13 protein-coding genes are annotated in these 14939 nt (G+C 57.9%); 6 read left to right on the plus strand and 7 right to left on the minus strand.

What is annotated here, in order from left to right:
- The 5 genes from ACTG3T_RS04275 to ACTG3T_RS04295 all read right to left on the minus strand — a co-directional run bounded on the left by ACTG3T_RS04275 (nucleotide 1) and on the right by ACTG3T_RS04295 (nucleotide 6982).
- The gene (locus ACTG3T_RS04275) at nucleotides 1-558 is read right to left on the minus strand and encodes a UbiX family flavin prenyltransferase (RefSeq protein ID WP_439101026.1); all 558 of its coding nucleotides are present in this window, start codon (nucleotides 556-558) and stop codon (nucleotides 1-3) included.
- A gap of 80 nt (nucleotides 559-638) precedes the next feature.
- Complete coding sequence (locus ACTG3T_RS04280) at nucleotides 639-1526, minus strand: alpha/beta fold hydrolase (protein WP_439101027.1); 888 nt, start codon at nucleotides 1524-1526, stop codon at nucleotides 639-641.
- Complete coding sequence (locus ACTG3T_RS04285; protein ID WP_439101028.1) at nucleotides 1519-3069, minus strand: class I adenylate-forming enzyme family protein; 1551 nt, start codon at nucleotides 3067-3069, stop codon at nucleotides 1519-1521. Before ACTG3T_RS04285 ends, ACTG3T_RS04280 begins: the two co-directional genes overlap by 8 nt.
- 57 nt (nucleotides 3070-3126) lie before the next feature.
- On the minus strand, nucleotides 3127-5403 hold the full coding sequence (locus tag ACTG3T_RS04290) for a TonB-dependent receptor (RefSeq protein ID WP_439101029.1): 2277 nt from the start codon (nucleotides 5401-5403) through the stop codon (nucleotides 3127-3129).
- A gap of 133 nt (nucleotides 5404-5536) precedes the next feature.
- On the minus strand, nucleotides 5537-6982 hold the full coding sequence (locus tag ACTG3T_RS04295) for a sodium:solute symporter family transporter (protein ID WP_439101030.1): 1446 nt from the start codon (nucleotides 6980-6982) through the stop codon (nucleotides 5537-5539).
- A 121-nt stretch (nucleotides 6983-7103) separates the two neighbouring features.
- Between ACTG3T_RS04295 and ACTG3T_RS04300 the strand changes: the two genes are divergently transcribed.
- Nucleotides 7104-7748 (plus strand): TetR/AcrR family transcriptional regulator, encoded by a 645-nt coding sequence (locus ACTG3T_RS04300; RefSeq protein WP_439101031.1) that lies wholly within the window; start codon nucleotides 7104-7106, stop codon nucleotides 7746-7748.
- Between the two features lie 46 nt (nucleotides 7749-7794).
- Here ACTG3T_RS04300 and ACTG3T_RS04305 read toward each other — a convergent pair whose 3' ends face one another.
- Together ACTG3T_RS04305 and ACTG3T_RS04310 are read right to left on the minus strand one after the other, a co-directional pair.
- Entirely contained in the window at nucleotides 7795-9315 is a 1521-nt protein-coding gene (locus tag ACTG3T_RS04305) for a S10 family peptidase (RefSeq protein WP_439101032.1), read from the minus strand.
- 29 nt (nucleotides 9316-9344) lie between these two features.
- Nucleotides 9345-9707, minus strand: a complete 363-nt coding sequence (locus ACTG3T_RS04310; protein WP_439101033.1) for a hypothetical protein — start codon at nucleotides 9705-9707, stop codon at nucleotides 9345-9347.
- Nucleotides 9708-9906: 199 nt separating this feature from the next.
- Between ACTG3T_RS04310 and ACTG3T_RS04315 the strand changes: the two genes are divergently transcribed.
- From ACTG3T_RS04315 to ACTG3T_RS04335, 5 genes are all read left to right on the plus strand, one after another.
- Nucleotides 9907-11367 carry a coniferyl aldehyde dehydrogenase gene (locus ACTG3T_RS04315; protein WP_439101034.1) on the plus strand — a complete coding sequence of 487 codons (1461 nt, stop codon included), beginning with the start codon at nucleotides 9907-9909 and terminating at the stop codon, nucleotides 11365-11367.
- Between the two features lie 40 nt (nucleotides 11368-11407).
- On the plus strand, nucleotides 11408-12481 hold the full coding sequence (gene glpQ, locus ACTG3T_RS04320) for a glycerophosphodiester phosphodiesterase (RefSeq protein WP_439101035.1): 1074 nt from the start codon (nucleotides 11408-11410) through the stop codon (nucleotides 12479-12481).
- A gap of 84 nt (nucleotides 12482-12565) precedes the next feature.
- Nucleotides 12566-12940: an MmcQ/YjbR family DNA-binding protein gene (locus tag ACTG3T_RS04325; protein WP_439101036.1), complete on the plus strand. Its 375-nt coding sequence runs from the start codon at nucleotides 12566-12568 to the stop codon at nucleotides 12938-12940.
- The gene (gene pyk / locus ACTG3T_RS04330; protein ID WP_439101037.1) at nucleotides 12937-14385 is read left to right on the plus strand and encodes a pyruvate kinase; all 1449 of its coding nucleotides are present in this window, start codon (nucleotides 12937-12939) and stop codon (nucleotides 14383-14385) included. The genes ACTG3T_RS04325 and pyk overlap by 4 nt, the downstream gene beginning before the upstream one ends.
- Nucleotides 14386-14784: 399 nt before the next feature.
- Nucleotides 14785-14939 (plus strand): cold-shock protein (locus ACTG3T_RS04335; protein WP_439101039.1); only part of this gene is annotated, 155 nt, incomplete at its 3' end.

Below are 14939 nucleotides of genomic sequence, written 5' to 3' on the forward strand. Positions count from 1 at the left end.
TCAGCCCTGCCAGCGGCTGATGGAGGTATCGCTGATGCCAAAAAGATCCAGACTGCGACCGACGCTCTGGGTGACCGATTCTTCAAGACTCTCAATACCGGTGTAAAACGCCGGCACCGGAGGAGCAATAACCGCCCCCATTTCCGAGAGCGCGGTCATGGTTCGCAGGTGCCCGGTATGCAGTGGCGTTTCGCGCACCATGAGCACCAGACGGCGGCGCTCCTTGAGCACCACATCGGCGGCGCGGGTAAGCAGGGTCGACGTTACGCCAGTGGCAATTTCCGACATGGTGCGCACCGAACAGGGCGCGATAAGCATGCCATCGGTAATAAAGGATCCGCTGGCGATGGCAGCACCCACATTCTTGACGGGATACACCACGTCAGCGTGGGACTTGAGTTCTTCAGCACTCATATCGAGCTCGTGATGGAGGGTCAGCTCTGCAGACTTACTCATCACCAGGTGAGACTCTACACCAACTTCCCTGAGCATTTGCAGCGCCCGCAGGCCCATAACAATCCCCGAGGCACCACTGATACCGACGATAATTCTTCGCATGACCGCTCCTACTCCGTGGGCCAGCACTCTAGCAGGACCGCCGCTCAAGGCACAGTGACGGGTGTGCGCTCAGCCTCGAATCAGGAGGGGTCCACCCGGGCAAAGAAGTCATCGATAGCCGCCACCGCAACCGACTCATCGAGCATGGGGGCGTGGCCGCGATCGGGAACATTCACCACCTCAAGGTCCGGCGCGATCTCCTGCATTTTCTCTACGCAATCCAGCGCCAGCAAATCGGTGATCGCACCGCGGGTCAACAGCATGGGCATGGCCGCCATATTGGTAAACAGGGGCCATAGATCCGGCGGCACAGCATTGGCATCCGCCTCCAGTACCGCCTGGGCGATGGCGGGGTCGTGGGCAATCTGCGGCACGCCGTCTACCTCTCGATACAGTCCTTTTGTGAAGCGCAACCACTCCTCATCGGTGTAGAGAGGAAAGGCAGTTTCGTTAATCTCCCGGGTCTGGGCCACGGCATCGTCCCAGCTGCGAATCTCTCGATGTTTACCTACGTAGTTTTTAATGCGATCAAGACCGACGGGATCCAGCTCTGGACCGATATCGTTAAATACCACCCCTGCAAAGCGCGCTGGCTGCATGTTTGCCATGAGCATCGCCATGAGTCCGCCCATGGAGGTGCCGATCACCAGCATATTTTCCAGTTTCAGCTTATCCAGGAGAATAAACATATCGTCCACATAGGTAGCCGGTGTGTAGTTGGCGGGGTTGCTGTCGTACTCGGACAGACCTCGACCGCGCTGATCAACACTGATTACCCGTCGGGTTCTAGCCAGATGCGCCGCAATCCACTCAAAGTCCGCGGAGTTTCGCGTAAGACCGTGCATGCACAATACCGGCAACAGACTGGAATCCTCGGGCCCCGGATAGTCCCGGGCATAAAGTCGCAGTCCATCGGCACTCTCGTACCAGACGTCCTTGTAGCTAGCGTTTGTGAGATCCTCAGGCATAGCGCTTGTCTCCATACTGCGTTCGAAGTTCACGCTTGAGTATCTTGCCATTGGGATTGCGCGGCAACTCCTTGACCGCAATGCACGCGGCCAGCCGCTGCTGCTTACCCAGGCGCTGGTTGGCCCAATCCAACAGCGTGGCCATGGTCATCGCTTCACTGCGCATCACCACCAGGGCAATGGGGGTTTCACCCCAGCGCTCACTGGTGGCACCGATGACCGCGACGTCCGTAACATCCTCATGGGTAACCAGCAGCGCTTCGATATCCTGGGGATAAATGTTCTGCCCGCCGGAGAGAATCATGTCTTTCTTGCGGTCTATGATAAAGAGGAAGCCCTGGCTATCAAGGTGGCCTATATCGCCGGACCGCAGCCAGACCTGACCTTCTTCATCCACATAACGGGCATCGGCGTTGGCGTCTTCCCGTTGCCAGTAGCCGGGCATGGTGATTCTGCCGCGGGACACGATTTCTCCGGCCTCACCATCAGTGCAGGGCTTGTCATCGTCGCCGACAATGCGGATGTCCGTGCCTACCAGTGGTTTACCCACGGAAGACCAGCGTCCCTCGGCATCTTCGGGGTCCAGGGTAGTGATAATCCCCTCGGTTAAACCATAGAGCTCGATGATGCCGCAGGGGAAGGTCTCAAACAGTGCGCGCTTCAGGCCCTCGTGGAGCGGTGACCCACAGCTCATCATGGCATGCATGCTCGACAGGTCATGGGGCGAGGCAGCCTGTGCTTCCAATACGCGCTGAAACTGTATGGGCACCATGGCCGTGTGGGTGATGGCCTCAGACTCCACGGTTTGTAGAAAAGCCGTTGCGTCAAACCGGGGATGCACGACCAGAGTGCCCCCCGCCAACACGGTACACAGCATCGCCACCCAGGAGATGTTTGAATACAGACCGATGGTCAGCAGAGTCCGCGCACCGCCGTGATAACGCAGCGCGATGGACAGGTCATAAGCCCAGTCCCTACGACCACCGTGGGAATGCAAAATCCCCTTGGGCAGCCCGGTGGTCCCCGAGCTGTAGATAATGTTCAGCGGTGAATCGTGAGCGAGGGGCACAACGGGCAGAGACTCCGGCTGCCGCGCGCTGATACTGTCTAAGGACAGCCAGCCGGGTGCCTCGACGTCACTGACACATAAAATGCCCCCCGGCAGTTTTGGCAACAGCCGGTCAAACCGCGCTCGGTATCCGTCGCTGACAATCAGTGCCCGGATACCCGCATCGCCCAGCATGGCAACGATGGCGTCATCGGATACCGAGGTATTCAGGGGTACGGATACAGCGCCCGATGCCAAGGTGCCAAACAAGGCGGTGAGCATGGGATAGCCGTTACCCATGAAGACACCGACCCGGTCGCCGGCCTGCACGCCGGCCGCTAGAAGCCCATGAGCAAAGCGGTGATTGTCGCCGACAAACTCGCGCCAGGATTTTCGCGTATCGCCCGCTACAACGGCCGGACGCTCGGATCGCCATCGCCCGTGAAGTGCAAGAATCTCGGGCAACAGGGGAGCGGGTGCAGGAAATTCACGCATCACAACATACTCCAGAAAAAATCCCGCGCCGCCCGTGAAGACGGCGCAGGCAAATGTTTACTGGAATCGGTACTCGACCGTCACGTAACCCGTTGTGGGTGGGCCGAAGAAGACCGTGGTGTTGTTCTCAAGTCCCAGAGATGACGGACAGCCGCTGGTACCAAAGCAGTAGCCCGCCGTACGGTATTCCTCGTCCGTGAGGTTTTTGCCGTAGAGGCCTACCAGCCAGTGATCATCCCCACTGGTCCAGACTATGCTTGCGTTGACCAGACCATAGGCTTCCTGATCAATGTCCTGCGAGGCAATTTCAAACTGCTGCACATCACCCTTGTAGGAGTAGTTGGTATTGATGAGCAGATTGCCACCGGCCAGATCCGTGTTGTAGTTCAGTCCCACGAACACCATTTCTTCCGGCGTGTTTTGTATGTCCCGATCATCAGAGACATCAACGCCTCCCACCAGATATTCCTTGAAGGACGCATCCAGGAAACTTGCGGAGAACTGCATGCTGAAGTTTTCAGTAAAGAGCAGGTTGCCCTCAATCTCGATGCCGGAAATCTCTGATTGCCCCGCGTTAGTCACCGTACCGACGAAGCTGTCGTTGACGCCATCGCCGTCACTGTCCACCCCGACGGAACCAGGAATCTGCATGTCCTGATAGTCGCTGTAAAACAGGGCGACGTTGGTGATTGCCCGACCATCCCACCAGGTGGATTTAAGACCCAACTCCCAGGAATCCAGTTCCTCGGGGTCGAAACCCTGCTCCACCGCGGGTGTTGCAAAGTTAGCACCCCGGGGGTCGAAGCTACCGGCTTTCCAGCCCTGGCTGTAGCCTCCGTAGATCTTTATCTCATCGGTGAGGGCGTAGCTCAAATTAGCCCGGGGAGAGAAGTCGTAGTAGGTCCTTTCGGCTTCATAGTCGCTGGTTGCCGCGAACAAAATGGCGCTGTCGTTCCCAAAGAACGGCGAGCCAGTTCCCAGGTAGGTGCCGCGGAAAATATCTGCGCGACGCTCATCTTCGGTGTAACGACCACCGACGGATAGAGACCAGCGATCCGTCAGCTCGTAGCTTAGATCACCGAACAGGGACCAGGACTCTGTCTCGACCACGCCGCCCGTGTAGGCCGTAAGACCACCGGGCGCCAGCAGTCCGAGTACCACATCAAAATCATTGGAAGCTTCCGCATCCAGATAGTAATAACCCAGTACGAGGTTCCAACGATCCGTATTCCACAGCAGCTGGAGCTCCTGGCTGAACTGTTCATTGTCATAGATTACCGGGGCATCGAAGTCCGGAGAGGCGAGGCTGTCAAAGTCGATCACCGACTCCGTAAAGTCCTCCCGGCCCGCAGTGATAGAGCGCAGGGTGATGGTGTCGCTCACGTTCCAGTCGACGGAGGCAGACCAACCCTCGGCCTCGACCTGGTTGTTGCCGTTAATACCGGCGGTGGTGGGTAATACACTGGCGCCAGCGTTGGTATCGAACACGCTGCTCGGTGAGGGGGTGCCGCTGACAGCTCCCGGATAGGGCCGCCAGCCGGCTACCGCCGATGACTGATCATCGGTATTGTCATAGGCCAGACGAATCAGGAGGTCCGGGTTGGGCTCCCACTCCGCAGACAGGCGATAACCGAAAACATCCTTGTCGTACTGCTCACCGCCGGTGAACAGATTGTCACCAAAGCCGTCGCGATTAAAAGAAGCAACCGTTGCACCCACACGGAAGGTATCCGTGACCGGCACGGACACGGTGCCCACGAGGTCCGCCTGATTATAGGTACCGTAGGAAGCGCGCACGCTGGCCTCGACCTCATCAGACAGACGACGGGTAACGTATTTGATCGCACCACCCACCGCATTACGGCCGTAGAGTGTGCCCTGGGGGCCGCGAAGCACCTCGATGCGTTCCACGTCGTAGATATCCAGCAAAGCGCCCTGGGGTCTGGCGAGATAAACATCGTCGAGATAGAGGGCCACACCCTGCTCAAAGCCGGCGAGGGGATCCTGCTGTCCTACGCCCCGGATAAACGCGGTGAGCGTTGTGTTGGTGGCCCGGGACGGCTCCAGGGTGACACTGGGCACGGACTGTGCGAGCTCCGTGATGTCCTGAGACCCCGCCAGACGCAGTGCGTCACCGCTGAGTGAAGTGACCGCAATAGGCACGTCCTGAAGGTTCTCCGCACGGCGTCTTGCGGTCACCAGTACCTCTTCCAGCGCGAGGCTCGGCTCTTCGGATTGCGCGGATACCAAGGGGGATGCGGTAGCCGACAGCAACAGGGAAGCAATAGTTGTGGCAGCAAAAAGGGGTTTACGAGCAGTATTTCTATACGGCATGGCGGACACCTGTAACGTTATAAGTTATTTGAGTGCCGTGTGTCGCGGCACGTTTTTTCAATCTCAGAAATTCAACAACCGTTGAATGCCATTTAGCGTATTCAACGGTTGTTGAAGTGTCAAGATGTAAATTTTACACCTCGCCCTCACCGTGCCGTGCTTCGCCGCGGGTCAGCGCCAGGCCCCCCAGGCCAAAGATTAACGAGGCAAAAATCCCGTAGGTCGCAGAGATCGCCGGGTTCGCGATACCCACAATCAGGTTGAAAAACAGGTGGAGCCCGAGTCCAAGGGCGGCGGCGCCCGCCACTACCCACAGAGGAATATGCCGGCGCACAAGTACACCAAAGAGCACGGGCACCAGGGATGCGGCCGCGAGGCCATAGACCCCTTTCTGTGCAAACAGGCCGATGAGGGGTGGGGGATTCCAGGCCAGTAGAACACCCACAATGCCCACCGCAATCAATACCCAGCGCGAGAGTACGAGCCCGTTACTGCTCTCTCCTGCCAGGGGCTTCACGATGTCATTGACCACCATCGCCGACAGCGCCACAAGGATCCCGTCCAGGGTGCTCATGCCGGCGGCAAGGAGGGTGAGGAAGATAAACACCAGTACGTATTCACCCCAGGCGGAGCTTGCGAACTCATGGAGCAGATACTCCCGGACAACCGTGTCCTGGGCGTCGATCTCGAGACCTGCGAGACGGGCGTAAAAACCCAGCATGAGCATGAGGGTAAAGAGGCTGCCCACCACAGCCGTGGTCGCGATGAACTTTCCCACATCCTTTTCGCTGCGCAGATAGAGCACCTTGGTGAGAATATGCGGTTGCAGCATCAGGGCGAAGGTCACCACAAAGCCGCTCACAAACACCGAAAAGAAGCTGAAATACAGGCTGCTGCTTTGATTGAATGCCCGGGCATAGTCCTCGCCCACGGCTTGTAATGCCGCAGCGGGGTCACCGGCAAAGTACTTAAAGCCCTGCAAGAACAGCACCACGGTAACCGCCAGCATCATGATTCCCTGGAGTGTGTTGGTGTAGGCATGGGCGTAGGTGCCGCCCATGAGCACATAGGAAAAAACAAACAGGAGCACCAGCACCAGGGCAGTTTTCTGCTCCATGGGAAACAGTCCCGTCATCAGCAGACTGCAGCCCACGAGGATCAGCACCACAAACGTGATGGACAGCAGATTGATGAAAGCAAAAAAAAGACTAAAGCCACGATGGTTGTAGCGGTAGTAAATCCACTGGGGAATGGTAAGGGCACTGCCCGCCTCCCCCAGGCGCAGAAAACCCCGGGCCAGCACGAGAAAAGCACTGAGAATGCCCAGGGAGCCCGCAACGCCAAAGTGCAGATAGGCGGAAAGCCCGTGCTCGTAGACAAAGCCGGGATTGATGACAAAAGTCGCCGTGGACGATATGGAGGCCGCAAGGGTGATACCCACCAGGTAAGGACTCATGTCCTTGTTGCCGATCGCAAAACCTTCGACGTCCCGCGTGCGTCGCATACCAACGTAGGACAGCCAGTACACCAGAGCGACGTATCCGAAAGTTAGGGCATACTTAAAGAACTCGGCAGACATTGTTGTTATTTCCCGATGATTTCTGACAGACTATTCAACAAGTGTTGAATATACAAGGCAATCTCTGGCGAGTAGCTGGGACACACGTCCTACAGACCACTGCCGGGTACAGGGAGTCGCCATGCCTAAAAAAGCGAGCGTGCCAAAGCGAGACCGGATACTGGATGCCGCGGAAGAGCTGTTTGCTGAACACGGTTACGACGGCGTCACCCTCAGGCGCATCGCCACCAGCGCCGATGTGGATGTCGCTCTGGCGAATTATCACTTCGGAAAAAAACTGGAGCTCTTCAAGGCCGTTTTCAATCGCCGCGCCCAGTTACTCAATAGCGCGCGACTGGAAGCGCTCCATGCCTGCCAGGAGTCATCGGGCGCCAAAGGGCCCAGCGTTGAGCAGATTATCGAAGCTTTTCTGCGGCCTCTGGAGATCGCCCAGGAGACCGGCGACGAAGGCTGGCGTCACTACCTCGCTCTCATCGCGTATATCAACAATTCGCCCTACTGGGGACCGCGCATGATGTCATCGCTGTTTGACGGGCTGGTGCAGGATTTCATTGCGGCATTGAAGAAAGCGCTGCCCAAAGCGAGCGAAGCCGACATTTACTGGTGTTTTCACAACCTTTCCGGCGCGTTGACGCTGACCCTCGCGAACACCGGCCGTATCGACAAACTCTCAAACGGGCAGTGCCACAGTGCAGATTTCCAGGCCGCTTACGACCACATGATTCCCTTCACCGCAGCGGGATTCCGGAAAATCTGCGGGGGCTAGGCGGCCTCCCAGGGGTTTATCCCGAAAAGCCGCTGCCCTGGGTAATTTATTCGGCGATAAACCCTGCCAGATCTTTACGAAACTTGCTCATGGATGCGGGGTGGAGATACATCATGTGGCCCGCCTCATAGAGTTCCAGACTGAGATTGTCGCGCAGCGCCGGCGGCAGATTGATGTGATCCAAAAAGTACTTGGTTGCCCCGTAGGGCGTAGCCAGATCGTAGAGACCCTGCTGCACCAGCACACGCATGTGCGGGTTTTGCGTCATCGCATGAGCCAGATCCACTGCGGTGTTGGGCACGGGCGCTTCGCCACCACCGGGCCGCTTATGCGCCTGATCCCAATCGCGATAGAGCCCCGCTGAGCCCACGTAACGTCGGTCTGTTTTCACCCCCAGGGCCTCACGATAGTAATCGTTAAAGGTAGCGAGGAAGGCGGGACCCACGGAAGGGAAGAAAGGATCGTAGCGGAAGGTCTCCGCATTATGCTCGATACCGTCGCCCATGAAGCGAGCGTCGATGCGACCGACGGTCTTGCGCCGGTCACGCAGGAGCTCCTTGGCGAAACGCTGCTCGTTGATACGCAGGTTGGCGCGATCCCAGTACTCGGCACTGATGCCGGTAAACCGCTCCATCTCAGCCAACACCGCGTTGCGCTCCTCAGCCGTGGCGCTGTGTCCCTTGAGGAGCAGCGCGGCGTAGTCGCCACGGGCAAATGCGTCGGCCTCAGCGATAAAGGCGATGAGGTCGTCCGGGCGATCGTCGATAGCCTCATGGAACCAGGCGGTCGCCGCGTAGGTGCTGAAGTAATTAACAAAAGGGAGATCGTTTTCCGTGTAGGCGTTGCCGGCAATAAAATCCATGTAGGGCGACACCAGGATGACGCCGTTAAGTGCCATGCTGTGACGGGTCAGCAGGGTGTAGGCAACACCGCCGGAACGAACCCCGCCATAGCTTTCACCCAGCAGATACTTGGGTGACTGCCAGCGACCGTTGTCTGATACGTAACGGGCGATAAAGTTGGAGACGGACTCGATATCGTTATCCACGCCCCAGAAATCTTCGCCCTTGGCATCACCCACCGGGCGCGAGAATCCCGTGCCCACGGGGTCGATCATGACCAGATCAGCCTTATCCAGCACCGAAAACTCGTTGTTCACCCGGGTGAAGGGGCCTTTGGTGTTGAACTCAAGATCCTCCACCTGGGTGCGCTGGGGACCGAGAATACCCATGTGAAGCCACATGGACGCGGAACCGGGGCCACCGTTGTAGGCAAACATGATGGGCCGGGTTTTCTTGTCACCGCCCTTGCGGACGTAGGCGGTATAGCCAAAGTGCGCAATGGCCTTGCCGTTGTCATCTTTCATTTCGAGGGTGCCGGCGGTCGCCGTGTATTCAATAGTCTTCCCGTCGATACGCACGGAGCCGGTGCTCTCGCTATGAAGCAGCGCCGGCATCTCCGCACCTTCGCTGTCCGCCTTCTCGTGATGGGCGGCGTGTCCCGGGGAGCTGACTAACAACGAGGCAGCCAATGCCAATACGGGGAGCAATGCTCTCGACAAATTCATAAGTTTCTCCGTGGGTTATTGGTTTTGGCTCAGGAGCCCGGCGGCGCCGAGATAGCCAGTTCGTGTTGAAAATCCTTTTCTATCTGTTGCTGAAGTTCGTAGCGCCCGGTGCCCCGGCGCTCTGTGGAATCGCGCATGCGATCGCGGTAGCGCTGCTTGCGATTAGATGCCACGGCGGCCGCAAAACGCTCTGGCTCAAGTTCCCCGGCAATCAACGCCTCCACCACGGCAATATCCACGCCCAGGCGGTAGGCGATGCGGTTGGGCCGGATCTGGTGGGCGTGAAACTTTGCCACGGCGGCCAACTGCTCTTCCGGACTCAGAGTACAGAGCCTCGCATAGCCAAAGGGCGGCGATGGCGTGCGGGTATCCTGTGGACTGCTTTCAGACATCGGCGCTTTCTAGCATCGCGCTCTGCGCATAGCAAGGCGGCATAGGGAAGTCAGTGCTTCCATGCTCTGCAAAGGAAGGACACTCGCCCTGCTCCGGCGGCGCAGCACCGTGTAACTCCCGGGCTTAAAATTGGTCAAAAATTGCGCATTCCGACTATAATGTTGCGCTACAACAGATAACGATTAACGGAGAATAACCATGAACGCACCGCAGACTGCGACAAATGTCGCCGATGCAGAAATGCTCATGCAGAGCACTCTGGAAGCTCAGCGCAGCGACTACATTGCCGAGGGTGGCGTCAGTGCCGCGACCCGCCGGGATCGCCTTCAGCGCGGTATTGATGTGTGCGTCAAATACCAGGACAAAATGATCGACGCGCTGAATACGGATTTCAGCTGTCGTGCCCGGGAGGTCACCCTTCTCACCGATGTGGCCGCGTCGATCACGCCCATGAAGCATTGCATGAAACATCTCGAGAAGTGGATGCGTCCGGAAAAACGCCCCACGATGTTCCCTCTCAACCTTCTTGGTGGTCGCTCCTCTATTGAATATCAACCCCTGGGCGTTGTCGGTGTGATTTCTCCCTGGAACTTCCCGGTAAACCTGACCTTTGGTCCCCTGGCAGGCATTTTGGCGGCGGGCAACCGCGCCATGATCAAGCCCTCGGAATTTACACCGGCCACCTCGGCAGTCATGGCCGAAATGGTAGCCGAAGCCTGGGACGAAAAAGAAGTAGCTATCTTCACCGGTGGCCCGGAAGTGGGTCAGGCATTCTCCGGTCTGCCCTTTGATCACATGATTTTCACCGGCGCCACCAGCATCGCCCGGCACATCATGGCGGCCGCCGCCCGAAACCTGGTACCCGTGACCCTGGAGCTTGGTGGCAAATCACCGGTGATTATCTCCCGGGATGTGGACCTGCAGATGGCCGCGCAGCGCATTATGCTGGGCAAAACGCTTAATGCAGGGCAGATCTGCCTGGCACCGGATTACCTCATGGTTCCCGAAGAGCGTTTGAGCGAAGTGGTGGAAACCCTCAAGGCCGTCACCGAGGAAATGTACCCCAAACTTCTGGATAACCCCGAGTACACCTCCATCGTCAACGAGCGCCATTTCCAGCGTTTGAACGGCTACCTGGCGGATGCGGCAGAGCGCGGCATCACTGCCACACCCATCAATCCCGCCAATGAGGATTTTTCGACCCAGGAAGGGACTTTCAAGATTCCCCCGACGCTGGTGGTCAATCCCCCGGAAGACAGCAAGGTGATGGAAGAAGAGATCTTTGGCCCGCTGCTGCCGATCCGCACCTACAAGGACTTCTCCGAGACCATCGACTACGTTAACGCCCATCCCCGGCCCCTGGGTGCGTACTACTTTGGCAAGAACAAAGACGAAGAAGAGGCCGTGCTCAAGCGCACCACCTCCGGTGGCGTCACCGTGAATGACGTCATCATGCACATCATGCAGGAAGAGCTGCCCTTTGGCGGTGTGGGTCCCAGCGGCATGGGGTCTTATCACGGCCATGACGGCTTCAAAACCTTCAGCCACGCCAAGTCTGTTTACCGCCAGTCTCGCTTTAACATCGGCAAGCTGGGGGGCATGCTGCCGCCCTACAACTCGGCGACAGAACAGACCATCAAGATGCAGGTGAAGAAGTAAGAACCTGGGAAGACCCGAAAACGGAGCTCCCGGCCAGACCGTGCGGCGGCCAGCAGACACCCGCCCACGGTTTCGCCGTTTGCTACGGCGCGTTGGCCCGCTCTGCGGGTTGCTCTGCGTTTTGACCCAGGGAGAGATGACCTTGGCCACCGAACGCCCGATTATCATCGCCCACCGCGGCGCCAGTGCCTACCTTCCCGAACACACCCTGCCTGCGAAGGCCATGGCCCATGCCCTGAAAGCGGATTTTATCGAGCAGGATGTGGTGCTCACCGCAGACGGTGTGCCCATCGTGCTCCACGACATTCACCTGGACTCCACGACCGACGTGGCCACCGTATTTCCGCATCGGGCACGGGAAGATGGGCGCTTTTATGCCATCGATTTCACCCTGGCGGAAATTCGCCAGCTTCGCGCTCACGAGCGGCGGGGCGCAGACGACAAGGCGGTGTTTCCCGAGCGCTTTCCCGCAATGAAGGGGCTGTCCGGCGTGCCCACGCTGGCTGAAGAAATTGCCCTCATTGACGGACTGAACCGCAGCAGCGATCACCGCGCAGGGATCTACGTTGAAATGAAGGGCAGCGCATTTCATCACCGCGAGGGCCACGATCTGCCAGCAGCGGTCATGAAGGTGCTTAGCGACGGGGGCTGGGCGGAGCAGCGGGATCTGGTGTTTCTGCAAAGCTTTGAGCCCGAGGCCCTGCGTCAGCTGAAGTATAAGCACAAAACCGTATTACCTCTGATTCAATTGATCGCGGAGAACGCCTGGGATGACAGCGGGACCGTGGACTTCGACGCTATGCGAAGTGACGAAGGACTCAGTACCGTCGCAGAATATGCGGACGGCATCGGTCCCTGGCTCATGCAGCTTTACACCGGTGTCGACCATCAAGGCGAGCCACAACTGACGGATCTGGCGAGCCGGGCGCGGCAGCGGGGCCTGCTTGTTCATCCCTATACCTTCCGGGCCGACCAGCTGCCCCCGGGTATAGAGAGTTTTGAGCAGCTTCATCGGGTGTTCTTTCAGGATTTGCAGGTGGACGGGGTGTTCAGTGATTTTCCGGATCGCAGTCGCGCGCTCAGCGAAGAATTCACAGCCCAACCATCACGGTGATCTGCTCAGAATAGTAAGACCCGGTCTGAACGTTCATCATATCGGTCAGAAATCTGCAGTTTTGAACTGTCGGAGGCAAAAGCTTTGAACTACGATGACGCGCGCAGATATCTGCTGAACCGTCCGGAATCCTGGGAAGACTACCCCTTTGGCCCTGGCGTCGCTGTCTTTAAGGTATTGAACAAAATGTTTGCCACTTTGGGCACCGAAAACGGTGTCGCGCGCACAAATCTCAAGTGCGATCCGGACGAAGCAATCATGCTCCGGGACATTTTTGAGGCCGTGGTTCCGGGATATCACATGAACAAACGACACTGGAACACCGTACTCCTCGATGGCAGCATTCCCCGGGGCGAGATGGAGCGCATGATCGACAACTCCTACGCGCTGGTTACCCAGGGACTTCCGGGCAAGCAACGCAAAGCCTTACAAATGAGAACAGGGCAGAACATCACGTGACCACCAAGGTAAATCGACGCACAAAAATCGTGGCCACCATCGGCCCTGCCAGTGAGAGCGCCGACGCCATCGGTCGCTTGCTGGAGGCCGGCGTGGACGTGTTTCGCCTTAACTTCAGCCACGGCAGTGTGGACCAGCATGCCGCGGTCGCCGATCGCATCCGCAAACAGTCCGCCGTCCATGGCCGCTACGTGGGAATACTCGCTGATCTCCAGGGACCGAAAATTCGCATCAGCAGCTTCAGCGCCGGGACCATCAAGCTCAGCGTGGGTGACCGGTTCCGGCTGGACAGCCAACTGGGTGATGATGAGGGTGACCAGCGGGGCGTCAGCTTCAGCTACCTGCCCATGCTCGACAGTCTGGAGCAGGGCGACATCCTCCTGCTGGACGATGGTCGTATCCGGCTGCGCGTCGACGACGTTGAAGAAGCCGCCGTGGACTGCACGGTTACCGTGGGTGGAAAGCTGGGATCAAAGAAAGGTATCAATCGACTGGGTGGGGGCATCGCGGCTCCGGCCCTCACAGAAAAGGATATCGACGACATCGCGGGTCTTGGCCGCATCGCGCCGGATTACGTTGCCATCTCCTTTGTGTCCAGCCTTGAAGATATTGAACACGCGAAGGCATTGCTCGCAGCGCAGCGTCTTTCCGTCGCGGTGATTGCCAAGATCGAACGCGCCGAAGTGGTGGCTGACGACGATATCCTCAACGGGGTTCTCGGCGCATCGGACGGCGTTATGGTGGCCCGGGGAGACCTGGGCGTTGAGGTCGGCGATGCGGAACTTATCGGCATACAAAAGGACCTCATCTCCCGGGCACGACGGAGAGACCGTCTGGTAATCACCGCCACGCAGATGATGGAGTCCATGATCAGCAGCTCCATGCCGACCCGCGCCGAAGTCTTTGATGTCGCTAACGCGGTGCTCGATGGCACCGATGCGGTGATGCTCTCGGCAGAAACCGCTGTGGGTGAATACCCCGTAGAAGTGGTCAAGGCCATGGCAGACGCGGCCCTGGGCGCCGAGCGACACCCGGTGGCCCGAACCTCCCGCTACCGGCTGGAACGCCAGTTTGAGAGCGCTCAGGAAACCATCGCCATGTCGGCGATCTATGCGGCAAACCACTACAGCAATGTCCGCGGCATTGCCTGCCTCACGGAGTCAGGCACCACACCGCTGCTCATGTCGCGCCTGAGCTCAGGACTGCCTATCTTCGCCCTGTCCGACAAACCCAGTACGCTCTCTAAGCTCAGCCTTTGCCGGGGAGTCATTCCCCTTTACTTCGATGCGGAATCCTTTGAACAGGAAGATATAGAACTGCGCGCCATTGAGTATCTTCGCGACAATGACCTGCTCTCAAAAGGCGATGCCCTGCTCATGACCCGGGGCGAAGTTATGGGTACCGCGGGGGGCACCAACATGATGAAGATTTTACCTGTTAAATAGTGCCTCTCAGCGCCTTGAATCATTGCCCTATTGCCGCAAGCGCAATGCGCCGGGTAGTGCTACACTTGGGGTGCTGCCTTGAGCAGCAGGTTTATCCGGACACCGACACAAGAACGAAAAGTACAGACGTTGTTGAACACGAAATCTTACCTTACGCTCTCGCAGATTCTGCGCTCGTCTATTTCCTGCACCATTGAAGGCCGGGGACAATCTCCTCTGTCGTCATTTGGCTGTGTGTTTTTCAGACTCGCATCATCCGCGTGATAGCAAGCATAAGAGAGTAGGTAAAGTCGTCATCCGGTGTAAGTACTCTACAAACCGCTTAGCCAACACTGATCTCCAAGGCGTAAAACGCACGGCAGACAAATAAGGCGGCGGCGAAATTAAAGGTAAAAAAGTATGTCGACAGTAACCGGTACCGTAAAGTGGTTTAACGAATCCAAAGGCTTTGGCTTCATCGAGCGTGAAGGCGGCCCAGACGTTTTCGTTCACTTCAGTGCTATCAAGGGCGATGGGTTTAAAACGCTGACAGATGGTCAGAAAGTGGAATTCAC

It is taken from the genome of Congregibacter sp. (genome assembly GCF_965660375.1).
Taxonomy (GTDB): Bacteria; Pseudomonadota; Gammaproteobacteria; order Pseudomonadales; family Halieaceae; genus Congregibacter.

Coding starts and splice junctions, on each gene's coding strand:
- ACTG3T_RS04275 (WP_439101026.1), bottom strand. CDS start 558: ATGCGAAGAATTATCGTCGGTATCAGTGGTGCCTCGGGGATTGTTATG.
- ACTG3T_RS04280 (WP_439101027.1), bottom strand. CDS start 1,526: ATGCCTGAGGATCTCACAAACGCTAGCTACAAGGACGTCTGGTACGAG.
- ACTG3T_RS04285 (WP_439101028.1), bottom strand. CDS start 3,069: ATGCGTGAATTTCCTGCACCCGCTCCCCTGTTGCCCGAGATTCTTGCA.
- ACTG3T_RS04290 (WP_439101029.1), bottom strand. CDS start 5,403: ATGCCGTATAGAAATACTGCTCGTAAACCCCTTTTTGCTGCCACAACT.
- ACTG3T_RS04295 (WP_439101030.1), bottom strand. CDS start 6,982: ATGTCTGCCGAGTTCTTTAAGTATGCCCTAACTTTCGGATACGTCGCT.
- ACTG3T_RS04300 (WP_439101031.1), top strand. CDS start 7,104: ATGCCTAAAAAAGCGAGCGTGCCAAAGCGAGACCGGATACTGGATGCC.
- ACTG3T_RS04305 (WP_439101032.1), bottom strand. CDS start 9,315: ATGAATTTGTCGAGAGCATTGCTCCCCGTATTGGCATTGGCTGCCTCG.
- ACTG3T_RS04310 (WP_439101033.1), bottom strand. CDS start 9,707: ATGTCTGAAAGCAGTCCACAGGATACCCGCACGCCATCGCCGCCCTTT.
- ACTG3T_RS04315 (WP_439101034.1), top strand. CDS start 9,907: ATGAACGCACCGCAGACTGCGACAAATGTCGCCGATGCAGAAATGCTC.